The sequence below is a fragment of the Vibrio sp. OPT20 genome, assembly GCF_963889365.1.
GTDB classification, from domain to species: Bacteria; Pseudomonadota; Gammaproteobacteria; order Enterobacterales; family Vibrionaceae; genus Vibrio; species Vibrio splendidus.
The window spans coordinates 678,219-700,907 of record NZ_CAWPOA010000058.1 but is presented as its reverse complement, the minus strand read 5'-3'; the positions used below and the strand labels follow the sequence as shown (position 1 = coordinate 700,907).

General features: G+C 44.4%; 20 protein-coding genes. 13 read left to right on the top strand and 7 right to left on the bottom strand.

Translation table 11 applies throughout. From position 1 onward, the window contains the following. From AACR09_RS15190 to AACR09_RS15175, 4 genes are all read right to left on the bottom strand, one after another. Window positions 1-638, bottom strand: a 638-nt coding sequence (locus tag AACR09_RS15190; protein WP_228010651.1) for an iron chelate uptake ABC transporter family permease subunit, incomplete at its 3' end; no start/stop codon positions are given. Beyond that, window positions 638-1,576: an iron-siderophore ABC transporter substrate-binding protein gene (locus AACR09_RS15185; RefSeq protein ID WP_193835313.1), complete on the bottom strand. Its 939-nt coding sequence runs from the start codon at window positions 1,574-1,576 to the stop codon at window positions 638-640. The genes AACR09_RS15190 and AACR09_RS15185, both read right to left, overlap by 1 nt. An 82-nt stretch (window positions 1,577-1,658) precedes the next feature. Continuing rightward, complete coding sequence (locus AACR09_RS15180; RefSeq protein ID WP_193835312.1) at window positions 1,659-3,806, bottom strand: TonB-dependent siderophore receptor; 2,148 nt, start codon at window positions 3,804-3,806, stop codon at window positions 1,659-1,661. A 206-nt stretch (window positions 3,807-4,012) separates the two neighbouring features. Then, window positions 4,013-4,921 (bottom strand): AraC family transcriptional regulator, encoded by a 909-nt coding sequence (locus tag AACR09_RS15175; protein WP_193835311.1) that lies wholly within the window; start codon window positions 4,919-4,921, stop codon window positions 4,013-4,015. Between the two features lie 220 nt (window positions 4,922-5,141). Between AACR09_RS15175 and AACR09_RS15170 the strand changes: the two genes are divergently transcribed. Together AACR09_RS15170 and AACR09_RS15165 are read left to right on the top strand one after the other, a co-directional pair. Beyond that, complete coding sequence (locus AACR09_RS15170) at window positions 5,142-5,903, top strand: siderophore ferric iron reductase (RefSeq protein WP_104215014.1); 762 nt, start codon at window positions 5,142-5,144, stop codon at window positions 5,901-5,903. Between the two features lie 77 nt (window positions 5,904-5,980). Further along, entirely contained in the window at window positions 5,981-6,766 is a 786-nt protein-coding gene (locus tag AACR09_RS15165) for an ABC transporter ATP-binding protein (RefSeq protein ID WP_017077534.1), read from the top strand. A gap of 195 nt (window positions 6,767-6,961) precedes the next feature. On the opposite strand, the gene AACR09_RS15160 is transcribed toward AACR09_RS15165, so the two are convergent. Then, window positions 6,962-8,155 carry a multidrug effflux MFS transporter gene (locus AACR09_RS15160; RefSeq protein WP_004731540.1) on the bottom strand — a complete coding sequence of 398 codons (1,194 nt, stop codon included), beginning with the start codon at window positions 8,153-8,155 and terminating at the stop codon, window positions 6,962-6,964. A gap of 270 nt (window positions 8,156-8,425) precedes the next feature. On the opposite strand from AACR09_RS15160, the gene AACR09_RS15155 reads away from it, so the two are divergent. The 4 genes from AACR09_RS15155 to AACR09_RS15140 all read left to right on the top strand — a co-directional run bounded on the left by AACR09_RS15155 (window position 8,426) and on the right by AACR09_RS15140 (window position 11,400). Next, window positions 8,426-9,511, top strand: a complete 1,086-nt coding sequence (locus AACR09_RS15155) for a PQQ-dependent sugar dehydrogenase (RefSeq protein WP_193835310.1) — start codon at window positions 8,426-8,428, stop codon at window positions 9,509-9,511. A gap of 448 nt (window positions 9,512-9,959) precedes the next feature. Further along, window positions 9,960-10,169, top strand: a complete 210-nt coding sequence (locus AACR09_RS15150) for a cold-shock protein (RefSeq protein WP_004731543.1) — start codon at window positions 9,960-9,962, stop codon at window positions 10,167-10,169. Window positions 10,170-10,286: 117 nt separating this feature from the next. Further along, window positions 10,287-10,826, top strand: a complete 540-nt coding sequence (locus AACR09_RS15145) for a YaeQ family protein (protein WP_004731545.1) — start codon at window positions 10,287-10,289, stop codon at window positions 10,824-10,826. Then, the gene (locus AACR09_RS15140) at window positions 10,819-11,400 is read left to right on the top strand and encodes a hypothetical protein (RefSeq protein WP_193835309.1); all 582 of its coding nucleotides are present in this window, start codon (window positions 10,819-10,821) and stop codon (window positions 11,398-11,400) included. Before AACR09_RS15145 ends, AACR09_RS15140 begins: the two co-directional genes overlap by 8 nt. Before the next feature lie 523 nt (window positions 11,401-11,923). Here AACR09_RS15140 and folE read toward each other — a convergent pair. Next, window positions 11,924-12,577, bottom strand: coding sequence for a GTP cyclohydrolase I FolE (gene folE, locus AACR09_RS15135; protein ID WP_004731548.1), 654 nt, complete (start codon window positions 12,575-12,577; stop codon window positions 11,924-11,926). Between the two features lie 216 nt (window positions 12,578-12,793). Here folE and moeA point away from each other — a divergent pair, with 216 nt between their 5' ends. The 7 genes from moeA (at window position 12,794) to AACR09_RS15100 (ending at window position 21,988) form a co-directional block, all read left to right on the top strand. Further along, complete coding sequence (moeA, locus tag AACR09_RS15130; protein WP_193835308.1) at window positions 12,794-14,029, top strand: molybdopterin molybdotransferase MoeA; 1,236 nt, start codon at window positions 12,794-12,796, stop codon at window positions 14,027-14,029. Between the two features lie 12 nt (window positions 14,030-14,041). Then, complete coding sequence (moeB, locus tag AACR09_RS15125; protein ID WP_193835378.1) at window positions 14,042-14,791, top strand: molybdopterin-synthase adenylyltransferase MoeB; 750 nt, start codon at window positions 14,042-14,044, stop codon at window positions 14,789-14,791. 255 nt (window positions 14,792-15,046) lie between these two features. Next, on the top strand, window positions 15,047-17,182 hold the full coding sequence (locus tag AACR09_RS15120; protein WP_193835307.1) for an LruC domain-containing protein: 2,136 nt from the start codon (window positions 15,047-15,049) through the stop codon (window positions 17,180-17,182). Between the two features lie 11 nt (window positions 17,183-17,193). Continuing rightward, window positions 17,194-17,814, top strand: coding sequence for a hypothetical protein (locus tag AACR09_RS15115; RefSeq protein WP_193835306.1), 621 nt, complete (start codon window positions 17,194-17,196; stop codon window positions 17,812-17,814). A gap of 206 nt (window positions 17,815-18,020) precedes the next feature. After that, on the top strand, window positions 18,021-18,335 hold the full coding sequence (locus AACR09_RS15110) for a hypothetical protein (protein ID WP_102451242.1): 315 nt from the start codon (window positions 18,021-18,023) through the stop codon (window positions 18,333-18,335). 106 nt (window positions 18,336-18,441) lie between these two features. Further along, complete coding sequence (locus AACR09_RS15105) at window positions 18,442-19,290, top strand: sulfurtransferase (protein WP_193835305.1); 849 nt, start codon at window positions 18,442-18,444, stop codon at window positions 19,288-19,290. 394 nt (window positions 19,291-19,684) lie between these two features. Beyond that, entirely contained in the window at window positions 19,685-21,988 is a 2,304-nt protein-coding gene (locus AACR09_RS15100) for a putative bifunctional diguanylate cyclase/phosphodiesterase (RefSeq protein WP_108175648.1), read from the top strand. Between the two features lie 134 nt (window positions 21,989-22,122). Here the strand turns inward: AACR09_RS15100 and AACR09_RS15095 are convergent, their stop codons facing one another. After that, window positions 22,123-22,689 carry an OmpA family protein gene (locus AACR09_RS15095; protein WP_017077523.1) on the bottom strand — a complete coding sequence of 189 codons (567 nt, stop codon included), beginning with the start codon at window positions 22,687-22,689 and terminating at the stop codon, window positions 22,123-22,125.

Below are 22,689 nucleotides of genomic sequence, written 5' to 3'. Positions count from 1 at the left end.
AAGAAGAATATGGCAAAAATCGGCAACAGCTTAGGCATCAACCAAAGCACTTGTTCCCAGCCATTTTGCCCTAGGTCGCCCGCTCCCCATACAAACAGATTCTGTGCGTACTGGTCGTTGAGTAGAATAATCGCCGTTGCAAATGCCCCTAGCAACAAGTTGACCGCCATACCCGCCAATACAATTGGCAAGCCGCTCATGTTTTTGATGCCAACAATGGAAACGATAAGCCCCATCGCAAGCAGCGCACCAATTAGAGCAAACCAAACTGAATACTGAGCGACCAACATCGGCGCAACCACATTCAGAATAACCAGACCAAGCCATGCACCTGACGATGTACCTAAGGTTAGCGGCGACATCATGCGATTTTGTGTCAATTGTTGAAACAAGCTGCCGATGGTGCCAAGTGTTCCGCCAACCAAGATTGCCATCACCAAGCGAGGTAAGTTGACATAGGCTAACGCCATCAACTCGAATGAATCATCGACCATTGAGTTGAATGTAGTGATATCACTGATCTGTGAGACTTGCTGGAGCAACTCACTAATAGGGCCAAATTCCGACTGCCCTAACCATAAATGAACAAGGGCAGCACAAAGCAACGCAGCCCCCATCATAAAACCACTGGATTTCATTACTGCTCCGCTAACGTCAGCAGCGATTGCGCCATGGCTTCTGCGTTATACAAAATCGACATGGCACCGCCGTAACTCCAACTTGCTGCGACTGGGCTAAATTGACCATTGCGAACGAAAGGCATGCTCTTCCAAACCGGAGAACGATCTAACTTGTCTTGATACGGGAAAGGTTCAAAGTAAAGTGCAATACCGTTCTTCACGTTCTTGAGCTCGGTCATGCGTTTTTGACTGATGCCCCACTGACTTGCAGGCAGATCCATCGCATTATCAAAGCCAAGCTGCTCAAGTGCATATTGTGGAATCGAGTTATCGCCATAAATGAACACCGATGTAGTGCTCGCAAAACGGAAAGAGGTCACTTTCGGTTTGTCGCCCGGATACGCTTTATCTAACTCAGCTTTTAGAACAGCGATACGCTCATCCATTGCGGCCAGCTTTTGGTTCGCTTGTTCTTCTTTACCAAGCAACTGGCCGATCTTCTTGAAATTCTCAATAGCAGCCGCTGCATTGCTGTGCTGTTCGCTGTACGTTTGGTAGTAAAGCACGGGCGCAATTTCAGAGAGTCGATCCTGAAGATCTTTCTGCGGTGAAGCGATAAGAATCACATCAGGGTTTAGCTTCTTCAAAGCAGAGAAATTAGGCTCAGTTCGAGTGCCAATGTCCGCCACGCCTTCTGGAATCGCAGGTTGAGCAACCCAATCGGTATAACCTGCAATATCAGGTACTGCTACTGGCGTAACACCGAGTTCGATAACTTGTTCTGCAATGTCCCAGTTCAGCGCCGCGACTCTAACCGGTTGAGCTTCAAGAGTTTTAACACCCTCACTGTCTTCAACTTGAAAGTTGGCCATCGCTTGAGCTGATAACAACAAGCTCAATGAGACAATGAACGAACTCACTTTAGGAAAACGAGAAGTAAAATAGTTGGCTTTCATATAATCACTGTCACTTTTTAAGTGTTTATTTAACGACAAAAGCAGCCTACACAGGCTGCCTAGATTTATGTATTCAAATGAATTAGAACTCGTAGTTCACACTGAGTTCTACTGACTGCTCTGCACCGAACCAACAGTTCGATTGGTCGTAGCAGGTGTAGCACTCTTCATTAAACAGGTTATTAACGAGCAAGTTAGCCGTTGCACCTGACAGAGTTTCACTTGCTTCCCCTAGGTCATAACCCACAGAGATATCAACGACAGTGTAAGACGGCACTTTCCCTTGAGTATTCGTTGCATCCATCTCCATGTCACCCATGTAACGAGCTCCCGCGCTCCAACGTGTACCCGCTAAAGCACCACCATAGACATAGTAGTTACTCCATAAATTAGCGGCGTGTGTCGGAACATAAATTGGCGTCGTTCCTTCTAGATCCGGGTTTGCATCTTCCGTTACTTCCATATCGACGTATGTATAGCTCGCGTTCACATCCCAATCTTCCGTTACAAACCATCGGCCTTCGACTTCCACACCTTGAGAGCGTACTTCACCTAATTGGATCTTAGAGCGATATGTCGGATCTGATGGATCTGCTGCAATTGAGTCTTTCTTAGTAATATAAAAGTATGACGCAGTAAGTTGCTGTGCCATGTCAGCAGAAAGATATTTCACACCGAATTCGACTTGCTCACCCAACTGAGGTTTCAACGAGTTACCGTTAATATCAGTACCAGCAGCTGGCTCAAAACTCGTCGCGTAACTTACAAATGGAGAGATGCCATTATCTAACTCATACAAAGCACCTACGCGGTAAGAGAACTGATTGTGATCCGCTTTTTCTGTGCCATCGCTTGTTGGGTAAGTGCTCGTTTTATCGTCACTCGCTTTGAACATGTCGTAACGTCCACCAGCAAGTAAAACCAGCGCGTCATAGCGAACTTGGTCTTGGAAATATAATCCTAACTGCTCGGTAGTAATGTCGTGGGATTCACGGTAATTCTCTTGTAGCTGACTCTTATCAAGCAAGTCATTATTTGGGTTGTATGCGTTAAATCCGTAGAAACCAGCGTTCGCGGTGAACTCTTGATACAAAGAGTCGCCCGTCAGTTTTAGGTAATCGAGACCAAACAATAAGTTATGCTCTAGCCCAGCAACCTCGACGCGACCTGATACTTGGTTGTCGATAACAAAGCTTTGAGAGTCTTCATCCGTGCTATACACATTTCGAATTAAGCTACCAGTTGCGGCGTTAAAATTCGTACCGCGATGGTAGGTGTTTTCTTGATATAGCGACGCATCGGAATAACGAGCGTTCTGAAGGAAAGTCCAGTTGTCATTGATTTGGTGGTTAATTTTGTAACCTAACATCAAGACTTCACGTTCAAAAGTACTCCAGTTCTTGTCGCCCATGGACACAGATGGATCACTTGCCTTCAATACTTCGAGCGGCATTGCAGAGTTAGTACCCATTGACGGATCATTCTGATAGTAAAGATTGAAGTTAATAAGTGTTCTATCAGATACCTGCCAATCTAGCGATGGAGCAATCACATAACGCTCTTCTTCAGCGTTATCAACTTGGCTGTCTTGTTTACGAGCGAGTGCAACTAAACGATATGAAAAGTCACTGTCACCTAACTGACCTGAAGTATCAATTGACGCTTCCATCAAGTTTCTTGAGCCTGTAGATACACCCACTTTTGTCGACCCGTCTTCTTGCGGTGCCTTCGCGATCATGTTGACCATACCACCCGGCGGCATCGATCCATACAACACAGACGTAGGGCCTTTAAACACTTCAACTTGCTGAATCGCAATAGGGTCGATCTGAGGTTGCAGGTTCCATCCAGTCAGGAACGGCAGAATCAAGCCATCGTAGTAACTCTGATTGTTACTAAACCCACGAATCGAGAACGTATCGTACATGGTTACTGATGCGCCCTTTTGCTCAGTCACAACACCCGGCGCGTATCTAAGCGCTTGGTTAAGAGACTTTACACCTCGTTGCTCTAACTGTTCTTCATCAATGACTGTAATACCTTGAGGTGTTTCTTCTGGCTCAAGTGCCGATTTAGTTGCTGTATTACGATAGACTTTACCCATAATAGTGACAGTTTCTACATTCGAATCTGCCGCAGTAACGGTTTCTTCCGCCAATGCTTGCGCTGAGAACGCAGTCAGCAACGCTACTGCCAATGATGAATACTTAAAACGAGTGTGAGTGGTCATAATTCCCTCGGTACCAATGCTTAATATAAATAATAATAAATCTCATTTGCATTGTATGTATCTAGAGGTGGGATAATTAACAATTTGGTGCAAATTCAAAAAGAACTTGACCTATTTTTAGTAGAAAACGGTCAATTGGTGATTTAAAAGACAATTGACCTTATTGATAGGAAGGCTTTGCTAGAAGAGAGTGAGCGGGAATATGACTACGATTTAATAATAGGAACCCAGTACTCCATTTCAGCGTCAGAGGCATGTGCTTGATAGGCAAACGGGTACACTTCAAGCTCATATCCATCGACGCCACGATAACCTGAACTTGGCATCCAATTCAGCACAAACCAACTCAAGGTGTGTCGTAAATTCTCAATTGGACCACAGTGCTTCACTACAGCATAAGTTTGCTTAGGAACCGTCAGTACCGCTAATCTTTCAGAAATAATACTCGGTAATTGCGGGATTGAAATTCCTTCCTGAAGCTCTACCCCTGCCCAATAGTGAATATTCGTCCCGTCAAAGCAAGACTGAGTCAGGTCAACCACGCCAATGAACTGGAGCACGTTGTCGTCAGGGATCTCAACTTCACCTTCTAAACGTGACCATAGCTGAGGGACTTTCTGAGCGAAGTCTTGCGTGAGTGAAAACAAACCACTGATTTCTGATGTCATACCTTTCACTAGGAAAGACTCTCTTTCATCAATGCGTACTTCCACAAAGCTTAACGCCCCTTTTTCAGAAGTACTCGCTGTTTCAGATACTTGTATCGGCTTTCTTAGCCCGACTCTTTTGCCTGCTTTTCTATACTGGCTTGGGCTTGCCCCAAACATCTGCTTAAACGAGCGGCTAAAGCTTATTTCTGAATTGAACCCGAGCCCAAGAGCAATATCTATCACGCGCTCTTTTCCATCAAGCAGGTGTTCTGCAGCTTGGCTTAACTTTAGCTCTCTCACATAGTTAGCCACAGTAAGCCCAGTCTCTGATTGAAACACTCTCTGAAGCTGCCAACGAGACCAACAGCTTTGTGTCGCAATATCTTCTAACGATAGCGAGGAGCTAAGGTTCGAATGGATATAGGTCAAAACGCGACTGATACGACTAAATGCAGGTGTGTTCATATTTAAGCTTTCATATTCTCTATAGTTGGCAGCGACATATTCGATTCACCAATACTTTTATCATTTAAAACGGCTTTTATCACTCAAAAAAAGAAGCAGTCATGTGTGTTCTATAAAATGACCAAAAGACAGAGGCACCGAGTAGATGCTCCATTTTGTATGGTTATCCTCGATTATGTCCGTTATGATAACGCTACTGATTCTCATTTAATGGTTTATGATGCTTTCCCAGCTGCACAATATTATCACTCGTCGGAGAGCCCCGTCTCTACATCAGAAAATCTTCGCTCACTCAAAACAAGTGACACCTTATTTAAGTGGAAGCTTTGGTGTTCTGCATAGCAAGAGCATTGCAATAACGAATGATGATAGCCATAAAGAAATCAAACGAGTTTACGATGGCCTTGCGCAGAGCCACCCTGAAGCAGGCAAAGCCTATTGGTTAACCCGAACGTGGGATCTGGTTTGCTGGCAACCAATCTACGTGACCTTTATATCTATCTACGGCCTTCACTCACTGCCTGATATTAAGAACATCGGCCAGTTTAGGTACAAAGAATTTGTCACAGGCTACCGTTTCTTTAATGGTGATCATCAACACGGTTCACCAGAAGAACTGATTCCACAAGCAGGCGAAGCGATTCTTGCACTCACAGAATTTTATCGTAGCCAGATTAGTGAGTGGACACGTATTCGTCCGGGGTTTACCAATCATCTACTTGCTGATCTATTACTAGGCAGCTTGATAAAACTACAGCAGCACGAGCCGAGCCTAACCAACGATTATATCACTGAACAAGCTAAGCTTTGGTTAGAAGCATGCCAGTTACCTGAAAATCATTTAGACAGCCTTAAAATAGACGCTGATTCGGAGATGCTAAAACTGATCAGAATCAGCTGCTGCTTAGTTTATAAGTGCGACTCTAGAAAGTATTGCGACGATTGCCCAAGACACCCCGACAACAAAAAAACAGCTCAATAACACCCTCTATTTTTAAAAGCCAATAAAGCTCGTTTAACTTCACTGAAGCGCTTTATTGGCCTAGGCACAGGACTGACATGTTTCAGCTTTCAAACATCAAAATTGTTCGTGATGAACGAACCATTCTCTCAATCGAAGACCTCACGATTCCGACCAACGAACTGACCGTCGTTCTTGGCCATAATGGTTCAGGTAAATCTACACTCGTTAATTTACTCTCAGGGCAAATGTCTCCGGATCATGGCAGCGTGGAACTAGACGGTGCTTCCCTCTCTTCATTCAAAAGCAAAGACTTAGCCAAGCAGATTGCTTATTTACCGCAAAAGCTCCCCGCTTCTGCTGGCTTAACAGTCGAAGAGCTAGTTCGTTTAGGACGTTTCCCATGGAGAGGCGCACTAGGTCGTTGGAATTCAGAAGACAAATCGATTATCCAACAAGCGATGGAAAGAACCGGTGTCACTGAATTCTCACAAGCATTAGCGGATGATTTGTCCGGTGGTGAACGTCAACGAGCATGGGTCTCTATGTTACTGGCTCAGCAGTCACCAGTATTGATCCTTGATGAACCGACCTCTGCATTGGATGTTCATCATCAGTTTCAGCTAATGGGCTTACTATCTGAACTCAACAAAAAAGAAGATGTTGGGGTGATCGTTATTTTACACGATTTGAACCTAGCGCTTCGTTACGCGACGCATATTGTCGCCCTGAAAAAAGGTCAGATTGCGTTCGAAGGCAGCGCGGATAAGTTACTCGATGAAGAGGCTTTGTCAGCACTGTATGAGTCCCCTATCCGATTGATCGATCATCCAGTTCCAGCCAATACTGCAGCAAGTGAGAAGGTTGCAGTCGTCTGTGAATAATTCGGGCATTTCAGTTTAAATCTAAGTTCTAAGCTCTAAGCTCTAAGCTCTAAGCTCTAAGCTCTAAGCTCTAAGCTCTAAGCATAATAAAGGCCATTGAAATCATAAACTTCAATGGCCTTTTCGTTTTTCACTAGCTAGCTAAATAATAAATAACTAAATAATAAATAACTAAATAACTAAATAACTAAATAACTAGCTAAGCTGGGACTCTCTCGCTTCTTGGCTACTGAAACCACGTAAAATATTAAACAGGGTAATCAGTGTGAACAACATGATGACAAGCGATAGATGCCACGCTTCTCCTAGCCCTAATTGAACTAGTCCCATACTCACCATTGAAGACACCACCATCTGCCCTCCGCCAGACATCGCAGCCGCCGCGCCAGCGTTCTTCTTATAAGGCAACATCACCAACGCCTGAGCACAAGGTAACGCTATACCATTGCCAAGAATCATCAAGAACTGGCCGAGCATGAGATACAAAGGCTCAAGTGGACAAAAGAAAAGCCACAACGCTGCAGCAACATGTAATACAGGTGTGCATAACAGAGTTTTCTTGTTGCCCAGCATAGGGCGAATACGGTTACATAAGCTTGTTCCGCCCAGCATGCCTAATGCAGGAATCACCGCCCACATCGCGTATTCATCTGACGTCATGCCAATCTGGTTTTGCATGATAAATGGCATCACTGATACGGTGGTGATCATCAAGCTAAAGTTAAGCCAGCCAATACTCGCAAAGCTCATAAAATAACGAGAAGTGAGTAGCTCTTTGTATTGAGAAACCATTTTCTTCGGTGAAGGGATAGCCGAAACCTGAGTGACAGTTTCCTTAAACTTGAACGCCAATACCACCCAAGCCAATGAGACATAGCCAAGTAGTGATATAAACACCATACTCCAGCCAAAGTGGAAGTTAATAAACCCACCGATAACAGGCGCGATCAAAGGTGTTATAGAGGCAACCATCGCAATATAAGACATCGCCAAAGGTAAGTCTGCGCCGTTGAATCTATCGCGCGTCGAGGCACGAGCAAGTACAGCGCAACAGCCAGTTCCTAGGCCTTGCAGAAATCGCCCCATCACCATATTGGTAAACGAGTGGCTGAAGAAAATGATCATCAATAGTCCCAGCATGGCGATTAATAACCCGCTCAGCAGTACTTTCTTGCGCCCGAGAGCATCGGAAATAGGGCCATAAATAAACTGGGAAGGCCCAAAACCTAATAGGTACACGCTTACCAATAGCTGGGCTTGCTCTAGTGACACATCGAAGTCTTTGGCGATCCAAGGTAGTGATGGAAACACAAGCCCCATACTGAGCTGACCGATACTGATGACCAAACACGCAAGTAAGATCGATTTAAAATCAAATCGACGACTCATCGTTTAATACGTCCGTTCGAAGAAAAAACGTGCGTATCTAACTCACAACATAAAAACAGAGAAAATAGCGGAAACGCTGCTGGCGAGTTGTTCATAATGCTCCGACTGGATCAAATAGAGAAAGGCACAGTAAACATACGTGAGCTTGTATAATCATACAATAGACGTTCAACTAAATATGTGAATAGTCACTTTTCAGTAACCTCAACTTTCCGCCTATCGACCACAGGCGCTAGACTAACACTAGACGCTCATAATCAAGGGACTTCAATGAACACTCATCACCGTATTTTTCCATGTGCTTTGGCGCTGCTTGCCCTTGCTCCTACAACGTCAGCCTTTGCGTGGCAGGCAGAGAAGATCACCGACGGACTCGTGATCCCTTGGGGGTTGGCTTATATCAACGACAACTCCATGCTAGTAACAGAAAAATCAGGCGTCATTAAACACATTGATTTAAAGACCGGCGATCAAAACACATTGTTCAGGCTGCCAAATGTTTGGGCGAAAGGCCAAGGTGGATTATTGGATATCGCACCCTCTCCTTTTGAAAGCGGAAGGTTCTACGTCACTTATAGTAAAGAGGTCGATGGTGAAGGTGTAACGACACTGGCTTCTGCTAATTACAGTAATAATGAAATCACTAATTGGACAGACGTGTTTGTGTCGAAATCCAGAACGGACACAGGGCGTCACTTTGGTAGCCGTATCACCTTTGATGAGAACCACCTGTATTTTTCAATCGGCGATCGTGGTGACAGGGACAACGGCCAAGACACCATGACTCATGCTGGCTCAATATTGCGATTAAATGCCGATGGAAGCACGCCAAGCGATAACCCATTCACTGACAACAAAAAGGTACTCAATGAGATTTGGAGCTATGGCCATCGTAATCCACAAGGGTTGTTCTATGATGCCCCGACTCAAAAACTTTGGTCGATTGAACACGGCCCGCGCGGTGGTGATGAAATCAACCTAATAAAAGCAGGCGCCAACTATGGATGGCCAGTCACCTCACACGGAAAAGAGTATTGGGGGCCAATTAGCGTTGGCGAGTCTAAAACCAAAGATGGTATTGAAGCGCCTAAAAAAGTCTATGTTCCTTCAATAGCTCCGGGGAGCTTGATTGTTTACCAAGGCGATAAATACCCAGAGTTAAAAGGAAAGCTGCTGGCTGGCGCACTTAAGCTTACTCACATTAATATTGTGACAGTCAATGAACAAGGTGAGGCAATCAAGGAAGAGCGTATTTTAGAAGACTTAGGCGAAAGGATAAGAGACATCGAAAGTTCACCAAGCGGCGACATCTTTTTCAGTACCGATAATGGCAACCTGTACCGCTTGAAAAAGTAGCCTAGTTCTCGTTCAAGTAAAGACATTTTCCTTACAACGACAGTAATAAATATAAGCCGTTAAAAGTGGGCTCAACACCCAGTTAGCGGCTTCTAATTTGCAAAAATAAATGCGCTAAAACAGTGCATTCACTCCAAATTCGTCATCAATTTCGACCACCATTTTCACAAAAATGACAACAAATCACCATACAACTGTAACTCCATGATATTTAAGGAATGCAAAGTTTGACTACCCCCAAGTTTCTGCAACCTTTCACTATGGATTCGATTGACTATCCCCTGATTTGATTTAGACTTCATCTCGGCTAGAAAGAAAGTTCTTTGTATATAAACATTTCGTTGGATTACTAGTAACCCCGTTGTGTTGTACGCAATAGCAATAAACTTTTCCGCGCTATCAGTGCCACAATTGGCTCATAATAAAAATTTAATTTTAGGATATCATCATGTCTAACACAGTTACTGGTAAAGTAAAATGGTTCAACGAAACTAAAGGCTTCGGCTTCATCGAGCAAGAAAACGGCCCAGACGTATTCGCACATTTCTCTGCAATCACAGGCGACGGTTTCAAAACTCTTGCTGAAGGCCAACAAGTTGAGTTCACTGTATCTCAAGGTCAAAAAGGCCCTCAAGCTGACAGCATCAAAGTACTTTAATTTAGTATTTTAAAGCTTTCTAAAAATAGCCAGCCTCTGCTGGCTATTTTTTTACCCGCTATTCAGAGATTTAAGGTAATATTCCCCCTCACTATTTCTACCTAAGACACCCCCTCAATGGCTCTTAAACCGACAATCTACAAGTTTCGTATCTCTTTAACCGATATGAATCGCGACTATTACGACTCTTTTAATCTAACGGTTGCACAACACCCTTCTGAAACAGAACAGCGCATGATGGCTCGTATCATTGCTTTCTGTATCAATGCATCTCCTGAACTTGAGTTCACTAAAGGGTTGTCTAGCATTGAAGAACCCGATTTATGGCAGAAGTCGTTAGATGACCAAATCTTAGAGTGGATTGATGTGGGCGAACCAGATCCAGAACGCGTTAAGAAAGCGACTCGCTTATCTAAGTCTGTGAGCGTGTTCAGCTTCAACACTAAATCGAATGTTTGGTGGGAACAAAACAAAGGTAAGTTCGGTTACCTGAAAGCTCAAATCGTTCGTCTAGACAACGATGGTATTGAGCAACTAGCAGCGATGACACAACGAACTATGGACCTTTCAGTAATGCTGTCGGGTAACTCTGCGTTCGTAAATAGCGACACGCAATCTGCAGAAGTAACGTGGGAAGAGCTACAGAGTAATGACTGAGATCCAAACTCAGACTGAACCTCAGCGCCAAACTAAGCTCGAAGCGTGTTTGCAGCTCGCAGGCCTCGATTCAGTCAAAGCGCTGACGACTGGCTATGAAAAAGAGCTGTCGTCATTTATTGATGAAAACCATGCTCTGTTTAAGCACGCTTGCGAGAACAAGCCGGACAACTCTGCACGTCAGACGTTGCTTGGCCTGTTAACCAAGGTACATATCGATGCAAGCTATCGCTTTGAAAGCAATAAAGAAGCGAATGAGGCGATGCAAAATGTATTCGATACTACAGTTGGCACTGAGCACAGCGACAAGTTTCAAAACTCTAACGCTCAGCAGTTAAAGTTAATCACTCATTTGTGGTTGTTCATTCAAGGACGACTAGGAATGGATTACAGCCTTGCCAATGATCATGCTGCTGTAGCCGCTACGCTGTTGTCTCGCATATCGAGAAGCAGTGATGATGAGATTCGCGTAGAGTTTATGGCCAGTTTTTATGATGGCTTGAATATCTATCAAGCTGAGAACAAGCCGTCCGGTTTTGTTCACCACTTTAAGCGTTTGTTTAATCTTACTTAAGCATTCCACCAGCTGCTGTACCCAAATTTGCGCTTTATAGATTCTGTAGAGCGCATCTAATTTCCGTTCCAACCAACCCCCATCGAAAATGCAGATTCCCTATTACGCTCGTTCCTCACTTTAGGGAGTGACGAAAGTGACTAAGTCGCTCATTCTGCAAGATCAGCAGCGTTTGCTTCTAAAAGGCTGGCGTAGAATACACACTGAACCCCCACCCTCGTATTTTACCTCACTCGCCGTCATCCTCGAGAAGGAGGAACGACTGAATCGGGGATCTCCCGCTAACCACACTAATAAACGCCTAATCAAAACAGATTCCCTATTACGTTCGTTCCTCACTTTAAGGAATGACGAAAGTGAATGAGTCGCTCCTTCTTCACTCTAGGGAATAACGACATTCGCGGTCTTTGCAGTTTACTTCATTACAAGTACAAAAAAGCCCCGCATAAAGCGAGGCTTAGAATATTTTCAACGAACATCAATTTACAGAGGCTAAATCGCGTTCATCCAGTGACGAAACGTATTAACGCAGGCCGTGTAAGAACTCGTGGCGCGTTGCTGGGTTTGATCTGAAAATACCACCCAGTGCTGTCGTTGTTGTTTCGCTGGTTGCGTCCATTACACCACGAGATTTCACGCAGTAGTGAACCGCATCCATGGTTACAGCAACATCATCCGTTTCTAGTAGCGTTTGCAATGCTACAAGGATTTGCTGTGTCATGCGCTCTTGAACTTGAGGACGTTGAGCAAAGAAACGAACGATTCTGTTGATCTTCGAAAGACCAATAATCTTACCTTGAGGAATGTAAGCGACTGCCGTTTTACCATCAATGGTCACTAAGTGATGCTCACATGTGCTGGTGACGGTAATGTCTTTTACACGAACCATTTCACGAACACCCATCTTGTTTTCGATCACGGTGATTTTAGGGAAATTGGCGTAATCCAAACCAGAGAAAATCTCATCCACATACATTTTTGCAATACGTTGCGGTGTTTCTTCCAGACTGTCATCTGCAAGATCAAGTTCAAGGAGAGTGAGAATCTCACGCATATGGTGTTCGATTCGTTCCTTTTTCTCTTCTCGGCTAACCTGATTAGGACGCATTGGTGTCTCTAATCCGCGGCTTGCTAGCGCATCTTTAACCAACTTCGCTGATTCGCTAAGACCTGACATTGAACTTCCTCTTTTAATACCCCTTCTGGATGGCAAACAAGGATACTCGGAATTTTGAATAAATACACCCATATTTTAAGGGAGGTCATTATTTACGGGGCTTAAACTATGCTAAAGTGGCTGCAATTTCGTTGGCAAACAACCGTGATTTGATAATTATTGAGCCACCATTGCCAACCACTAAATCAAAATAATAACGACCAAAGGATTTCAATTATGGGCTGTTGCGACGCTCCGGGCTTGATGCCAATTGAAGAAGCACTAGATAAGCTGCTATCGCCAATTAAACCTATTCAAACGACCTTATCATTGCCATTAGCAGAAGCATTGGGTTACGTACTTGCTGAAGATATTCTGTCCCCTATTTTCGTCCCTCCTTTTGATAACTCAGCAATGGACGGCTATGCACTGCGCTTAGCAGACTTAGAGAACGGTAAAGTTCTTCCATTAGCAGGCAAGTCTTTTGCGGGCCAACCGTTCGAAGGTGAATGGCCAGCAAACACCTGTATTCGCATTATGACAGGCGCAAAGATCCCGGAAGGTTGTGACGCCGTAATCATGCAAGAAAATACGGCCGAAACTGAGGCTGGTATTGAGATTCAACAAGACGACATCAAGCCGAACAATAACATTCGCCCTACTGGTGATGATATCAAGCAAGGCGATATCGTACTTAGCCGTGGTGAGCGTTTAACACCTCGTGACATCCCAATGATTGCTTCATTAGGTGTGAGCCACGTGACAGTGTTACATAAACCTAAAGTCGCTTTCTTCTCTACTGGCGATGAGCTAAAGCCATTAGGTCAACCGCTTGAAGACGGCCAGATCTACGACAGTAACCGTTACGGTATTAAACCATTAATCGAAGCATTTGGTTGTGAAGCTATCGACTTGGGTATCATCCCAGATTGCCCTGCAACGCTTAAAGAAACGTTCGAGAAAGCACAGCAAATAGCAGACGTGGTTGTGACTTCTGGTGGCGTGAGTGTTGGTGAGGCGGATTACACCAAAGATATTTTGGAAGAGATCGGCCAAATCGGCTTCTGGAAACTGGCAATTAAACCGGGCAAACCGTTCGCATTTGGTGAGTTGGATAACGCGTGGTTCTGTGGCTTACCGGGTAACCCAGTGTCGGCGATGATGACCATGTATGTTTTGGTTCAGCCTATGTTAGCTAAATTGGCTGGTCACGCAGCATGGACAGCACCAGAGTCGATTCCTGCTATCACTAAATCTGCATTCAAAAAAGGCCCAGGCCGTACTGATTACCAACGAGCTATCTACTCGATTGAAAACGGTCAGTTTGTAGTAGAAACAACAGGTAACCAAAGTTCAGGCGCTTTCCGCTCAATGAGCTTAGCAAACTGTTTTGTGGTACTAGAGCGTGAACGTGGCCGTGTTGAAGTCGGTGAAACGGTTCAGATTCAACTGTTTAACTCGACGCTTTACTAACGAGGCTTGATGATGGAAATACTGTCTGATGCTGAGATGCTTCGCTACAACCGTCAAATCATTCTTAAACAGTTTGATTTTGAAGGCCAAGAGGCGCTGAAACAGAGCTCAATCTTGGTACTGGGTGCCGGCGGCTTGGGTTGTGCCTCTGCGCAATACCTTGCGACCGCGGGTATTGGTAAGCTGACACTGATCGACGATGATATTGTCGAGCTTTCAAATTTACAGCGACAAGTACTTCACACCGATGCTGATATTGGTAAGAAGAAGGTCGATTCTGCCGCTGAATCGTTACAGATACTGAACCCTCACCTGACGATTGAAACTCTTGACCACAGGCTTGATGACCAAGCACTTGGCAAGTTGATTGAAGCACATTCACTTGTTCTTGATGCCAGTGACAACGTTGAAACGCGCAATCAACTCAACCGCTTGTGTTACGTCTCTAAAACGCCACTCGTATCAGGTGCAGCGATTCGCATGGAAGGTCAGATTAGTGTGTTCACTTATCAAGACGCAGATGCACCGTGCTACCAGTGCTTAAGTGCCCTATTTGGCAACGCTGCTCTAAGCTGTGTTGAAGCTGGTGTGATGGCGCCTGTTGTTGGCATGGTGGGCGCGGCTCAAGCTTTGGAAGCTATCAAGGTTATTGCTAAGTTTGGACAACCAAAGCAAGGCAAGCTTTTAATTCTCGATGCCATGTCTCATAGCTGGCGTGAAATGAATTTAGTGAAGATGCCTAATTGTTCGGTGTGTGGATAAGCTAAGTCCTATCCCCTCTTATCGAAAACCTAAGCCTTGACTAAAAGTCAGGGCTTTTTTAGAGCTCAACATCAGCTTCTCAAATCGCTTTATCAATTTGAAAGACTCTATGAGAGATTAATTTCATTTGAGTTCTCATTTTGAGAATACAATAAAAACCCCAGCACCCAAAAATATAAACAATAAAAATCAACAAGTTAAAATTGGCACGTAACTTGTAAAAGTATCTAGACCTTCCATCACAAGGATGTAGATATGAGAATTACAACGTTAAGTTTGCTATTAAGTGCGCCTCTAGTCGCCAACGCAGCGCCATTCGATACCTGCCCTAGTCAGGCATACCTCTTTCAGTCGAAACCCGTTGAGGTTTGGGGTGTAAACCTAGTAACAGGTTCAACCACTCTGTTAGAAGACGATACGGGCATGAATGCCAATATCAATGGTGTTGGTTTTGATTTCCAGGATCGTTATATTTATGGCTATGACACCACCAACAAACGCTTGGTGCGCTTAGGCCAAGACTTCCAAGCAGAGGTCATCAACACAAGTGGCTTACCCACCGATCACACCTTTTATGTAGGCGATGTTTACGACCATGTTTACTACCTATACCGCACAGGTAAGGGACTGTTCACCGTTGACCTATCGCCTTTAGATACCGACCCAAACGCGACCGTTACGGTTAATAAAATAGCTGGTAGCCCTGCAACCGTAAAACTGACCGATTTTGCTTTCCACCCAAGTGATGGATCTTTATATGGTATTGATAACAACTCTGGTGGCTTATACAGCTTCAACCCTACAACTGGTGCCGAAACCTACATCGGAGACACCGGCGAGTTAGGTACGTTCGGTGCTGGCTATTTTGATGTCAACGGCTACTACTACGTATCTCGAAACCAAGACGGTAAAATTTACCGTATCAATCTGTCTCCAGACAATGCGACCAATATCGCTGCTGGGATTGTTCCGGCGGTTGAATTTGTATCGAATGGCCCAGCTTCTGGTCAAAATGATGGCGCTCGTTGTGCGAACGCGCCTGTTGTAGATGAAGATTCAAACATCGACTTCGGTGACGCGCCAGATAGCTACCTAACGTTACTGGCGAGCAATGGCCCCCGACATGAACTCGATGGCATCACATGGTTAGGTACAACTCCTCCAGATGCGGATCTAGATGGTTATGTCACACCTCAATCAGATGAAACTGTCGGGGTGGATGATGAATGGGCAAACGGTGGTATCGGTTTGGTTACCGCACTTGAAGCCGGACTTGATTCAAAAGTTGTGATTGAAGCTTCAACAACCGGTTACCTTTCAGCTTGGATCGACTGGAACCAAGATGGCAGCTTCGATGGTGCTAACGAACAAGTATTTACCGACTACCAATTGGATGCTGGTGAAAACGATCTGTTCTTAAATGTCGATATCAACGCACTAACGGGGACTACTTGGGCTCGCTTCAGATTCAGCCAACAAACCAACCTGAGCTACTTTGGCGGATCTACCTCTGGTGAGGTGGTCGATATTCAAGTCGATGTTCTTAACGATGGTGCCACCGCTCGTTACTTCCCAAGTGCTTCTGGTTACGCAACGCTCGCGTACGAAGATAACTGGCCTTATAAAGCCGACTACGACATGAACGATGCTGTTCTTATGTATCGCATTACTGAGATCCTTAAAGATGGAAAAGTCGTTAAGTCCACTATCGACGGCCGCCTAGCTGCTGTCGGGGCAACGTACAGAAATGGTTTTGCTGTTCGACTTCCTAACCTAGACCCGAGCTTAGTGAGTAATGGCAGCTCTTACATGAAACACAACGGTGTATTCACTGACCTTGACCTAGAAGATGGACGTAGCGAAGCAATCTTTGTTATCGCCAATGACCTGACAGAAAAAATCAGCACTGGCTGTACCTTCTACCGCACCAGTAATGGATGTAAAGAGGATGAGCAGTTCTCATTCCAAATTGGTATTACTTTAGCCGGTGACGGTGTGAGTACTGGCAGTTGGACCGATATGCCTTACGACCCGTTCATTTTTGCAACGCCTGGGTATTATCACGGTGAAAACCTACCTCTACATCCAGGGCGCAGCTGGGAGGTTCACTTGCCAGACCAAGCTCCAACCGAGGCATTTGATACCACGAACCTCTTTGAAGCTGGATTAGGCGTCGATGACAGTAATCCATCAACAGGTAAATACTTCAAAACAGCAGAAAACCACCCTTGGGCTCTCATAGTAACTTCGGATGACGAATGGGAGTGGCCTCTAGAGTACGTCGATATTGTTACCGCTTACCCAGAGTTTAAAGAATACGCAGAATCCGGCGGTGACACGAACCAAACATGGTACCAATCACCTGCAGACAACCAACGTTACGAACCATAAGGAGAGGCGTTATGACTATTCACACTAAACAATATCGAGACAATCATTGCGTTGATTCAAGCCGCAATCTCTCTGAGGAAGAACGTATGTCTGTACAAAGCACTTGGAACATGAAGAAGTCACTAGCCGTTATTTTAGCTGCAGCTCCATTAGTATTAGCTGGCTGCGGGGGCGGAGGCGGTGGTGGCGGCGGAAGTGCATCTACTCCATCGCCATCTACACCCTCGACACCTGCAACCCCGTCGACTCCGGTAACAGCAACACCATCGCCGTCTCCCGTGACAGGTGCGGTAGCAGCGCAAAGCTATACGATGAGTGATTTAGTGGTACCTGACGGCTTTGACTACAGCTCTGTTGACCAATTTGATCTCGACATCGACATCAGCAGCATTTCGACAGACCGTTCTTTTGTGACCGTTTATAGCCGATTTAGTACAAGAGATGACTCAACCTTGAAGCCGGATTACTCCAGTAAAGTCATTGCAGGTCCATTAGATAATGGTGTGTTCGCCTCCAACTTTGCAGCACCGGTAAACCATGAAGCACTCTTGATAGAGATTTGGTTCTACGATGGTCAACCTCCATTACAACAAGTGGTTTCCAGCGGTGATTCTCAGATTGTCTGGCAGTAAGCCGTTTAACAGCAGGTAACTTGTCGTCAGCGATGTCTATGACGAAACCGATTCAAAATTGATTCTTTGTAGGTAGAAAGTGAGCAGAAATGCTCACTTTTTTATTTTCGCCGATGAGCGGTTAATTCAGATTTCTTAGCCAGTAACATTCACTTTACCGCCAATCTCACTTATATTTTCAATATAACCTTCAAAGACTTACTCTCATGAAACAGTTTAAAATAGGTCTATTTATATTGATGTGCGGTGTGGGGGTGCTATTGGCCCTCTCCTATTTCCCGCTAACATCTGAGACGGGACAACGCATTCAAGCCAAAGTAATTTCGAACACGCTCACTCAGTCCTTAGATGGGCACAGGCGTTATCTTACGGTTCAGACAAAAGATAATGACGTATTTCGGGTCTCTATTGCTCCAACCACAGACTGCCCTATTGATTCTGTGGTTGCGCTTGATACATTAAACAATCAAATAACCGGACAAAGCAGTTATCAGTTCATCCACTGTCGAGCCGCACAGTAGCGATCGATACAACAACGGTATTCGCAAAAGCAACAGTAATCTCTCTAACACTGTATTTGCTATAACAGCAAGAATCGCTAAAACAACAAGAATGGATATAACAATAATGAATCAGCCACTCATCTCACCACAACAACTTCAACAACGTTTGCTAGCAGAAGACAACATCATCCTCCTCGACGCCAGTATCGAGTTTCAAATTCCAAGCGAGTCAGAAAAGATCAAAGGACAAATGATTCCTGGGGCTATTCGTTTTGACTACGACAAAGACTTTTGTAACAAGCACACTCTGCTTCCTCACATGTTCCCGACCGAAAAACACTTCAACACACGTGCTCAAGAAATTGGCATCAATCAAGACAGCACGATTGTGGTTTACGATAACGCCGGAACCTTCGCTTCGCCCCGTGCGTGGTGGATGTTTATGGCAATGGGACACAACAACGTATACATCTTAGATGGTGGTTTACCTGCGTGGATCGAAGCTGGTTACGCGACAGAGACTGACTATCGAACCGAAGTGAAAACGGGCAACTTTGAAGGCCATATTCAAGACAACTATTTTGTCAGTGCTCAGCAGATTGAAAGTTACTCAACTGACAAGAGCGCAAACATTGTAGACGCGCGTTCTCAAGCTCGCTTCGATTCAGAAGTTCCTGAACCACGTGAAGGCTTACGTAGTGGCCACATCCCAAACTCAGTTTGCTTACCGTTCGCTCAAGTATTAAATGATGGCAAATTAAGAACTCAACAAGAGTTAATTGAGATATTTTCCACCATAGAGATCACCCCTTCTCAACCTATGTTCTTTAGCTGTGGCTCTGGAGTAACAGCCTGCATCATATTATTGGCCGCTAAACTCGCTGGCTATACAGGTGAAATAGGCGTTTACGATGGCTCATGGACTGAGTGGGGCGCTAACGAGGAGCTACCTATCGCCGTAACTGAAAAGTAATTCAACTTCACTTAGTGCTACTGTTAACCATACTGCTAGAACATACGACGTGCGCATAACAAGCTTATTCACAGTGAGAACAAAACCTCATGGAGTAAGCTTTTTACTCTGTAGCTAACGGCTACCTCCGCTTGAAGCCAGAGCTCGATTAGCGTTACTGCTATGAACGACGACTGTTTGCTAACTATAAACTGTGATTAACCATAGGTTATTCGTCATCAAAATTCTGAATACTAATATTTCGCTCAAGAATCTCTGCTCGTAGTCGTTACACTATTTAATCATTAATACTTTCATTATTGATATTTGTATCCTTCGTTGCATGAATCACGCTGACAATCCACTAGTTTGTCACTTGCTCTCTGTTTAAGTAGTAATTAACAAAAGGCATCTCATGGCTCTATTTAAGAAAAATATCTGGTCGCTGTATGTTCTGATCGTACTGCTTACCCTGATACTTTTCGCTGTGTTGGGCGTAAGCAAGTGGCAAGCAAACAGAGACGATTTCACGGAGCAACAGCACATTCAGGTAGAACTTTTTTCTAGCTCTGTTAGCTCGCTGATGACCAGCCAAGAAGCACTACTTGAAGTTGTAGGGCACCAGTTAGCCCAACAATCTGATTTTACTCGCACGGCTTCTATCCAGATTCGACCAATATTAGATAAGCTACTTGATACTCACCCCGCGATAGCCGCATTTGGGTTACTTAATCCTGAAGGTGATTACCTTGCAATTAGCTCAAACCTACAGCTGTCCGATCAGCATAATTTGCTTAACGACTCATACACCAGAGATTCATTTCTCGAGGCCATGTCTAGCGAAAAAATGGTGTTGGGACGTACCTATTTCCAGGACTCACTTAACAGCCTAGTAATTCCGCTAAGAAAGTCGATTTCAATCGATGGTAAGCACGTAGATGCAGTCATGACTGCGGGTTTGCGTTTGGACAGTACGATCGTATTTGAAAGCAACGCACACGCAGGTAGCTACAACACGTTAACCTTGCTTAGAACAGACAACTATCGTCAATTTTTTTCTAGCGACATCGAATCTCTTGACGCCTATTTGAAACCTGTTGCTAACGACCTGATGAAGCGCATTACCAAAAACTTTTTAGAACAAGTGAATGTCAGCGTCAAAGAAGCAAAAACCGGTAAAGACACGTACTCTTTCAGTATCAGTGACGACACATACCACTCGCTCGTTAGCGCTAAATACATTCCAGACTACAAGCTTTGGGTTGTCGGCCGCACAGATCTATCGCACGTCGATGGCATATTCGTAAAAGAGTTTGGCATTCTTTTTGTTGCCTTTATTTTTCTTCAATTTGGTTTCTACTTTTTAGTAAAATCGATTGCCAAGAACGAACAACGTACTCGAAGCCAACTCATCTACCAAGCGAATCATGACCCGTTAACCTCTCTACCCAACCGTTTATACATGCGTAGAAACATTAGTAAATGGATTGAAGATGAGTCAGAGCCGTTCTCACTATTGTTTATCGATATCGATAACTTCAAGTGCGTCAACGATACCCACGGACACGACTTCGGTGACAAGGTGCTCAAGCAAATCGCTTTACGTTTGATGAGATTCCGCTCTCGAGTCAGCCTATTGGTGCGCGAATCCAGTGATGAGTTTTTATTCTTAACGCCTTTATCGAATGAAGTTGAAATTAAGCGACTCGCCAAGCGAATTATTGAAGTGCTGTCTCAACCTTATGAAGTCGAAAGTGCGCAATTCTTGCTAGGTTGCAGCATCGGCGTAGCGCGTTTTCCTGAGCACGGAAAAGATCTTGATAGCCTGTTACGCTCTGCCGACATTTCCATGTACAAAGCGAAGCAGCAGCAAAACTCGTACAGTATTTTTACAACGGAGATGCAAGACGCCCACCTCTACAAAATGAAAGTAGAACAAAGGCTACGTATCGCAATCGAGAAACAAACTCTGTTCATGGTCTTCCAACCACTGGTCCGTGCTAATGAAAGTATTCACGGTGTAGAAGCACTCGTTCGCTGGATTGATGACGAGCTGGGTTTCGTTCCACCAGATGTCTTTATACCTGTGGCTGAAAACACTGGCTTAATGCAAAAGCTCGGCACTTTTATTATTGAGTCCAGCATTATGCAGATCGCCCATTTGCACCGAACGACGGAACAAAAGATCGGGCTTTCGATCAACATATCTGTTCGACAGTTTTCTCACCGATCTTTCTCTGAGCATTTATTTACAACGCTGGAGAAGTATCAACTCTCTGCAAGTTGTCTAACATTAGAGATCACTGAAAGCCTGTTCATTGAAGACGTAGACATAGTAAAACCTATTTTCGAGGCCTTACACGAAAAGAATATTAAAATATCTTTAGATGACTTCGGTACAGGCTATTCATCACTAAGCATGTTGAAAGCACTTCCTATTGATGAGCTTAAGATTGATAAGAGCTTTATTGAGAACATTGCTGTTGATCAACAGTCTCTCACCATGGTGCAAAACATAATCGCAATCGGTAAAAACTTCGGCATGGTGGTATTAGCAGAAGGCGTGGAATCGAACGAGCACTTCGCAATTCTAAAGGCATGTGGATGTGACTTAATGCAAGGCTACTACTTCTCTCGCCCTATTCCTTATGATGAACTATGCGAGTATCTAGCACCAACTCAGGTTGAGACAATAGAACTACCAGAACCAACGGCATAGATGTTGAGTTATCTATCTAGTCATCAAATAACGCGATGAATCAAAAAAGGGAGCCTAAACAGGCTCCCTTTTTTATACACCGCTCAACATCGCGGCCCAAAAAATAAAAACACAGACAATGAAAACAAAACCCATTACGACTTAACTGTTATCACAACTCGTCGATTGCAACCTGTTGCCTTGTTGTCCACAACCTTACAAATGGGTGCGCTTTCGCCATACGCATATTCAACGATGCGACTTCCTTGGTGAAGATCTTTCTTCAAGTAGCTCGCCACTTGTCCGGCACGGCGAGATGACAGGGCTTTGTTGTAGCTTTTACTGCCTACACTATCTGCGTGACCCTCTATATAAATCTTGGACTTATCACTCACTAAGCTAAGGTACTGACCTAATACTTGCTTGTGGCTTTCATCCAATTGATACACATTAGTTGGGTAATTAAGCACCAGGGATTGCGTCGCTTTATCATAGAAACACACATCATCTTGAGCTCCGATTTGAATCACTTCACTCTCTCTATTGATCACCTCATTTTGAGGTTTCTCATTTAGCTCTACCAGCTTCCCAGTCACTTGTGTCGTAACAGTATGAGAAGACACCAACATTTTCGAAGTGACGTATTCGCCAACATCACCCAAGCAGTTTGCATAGCCCAATGGAGACATTAGCATCGTAGATAAAATCACTAGGTATCTCAT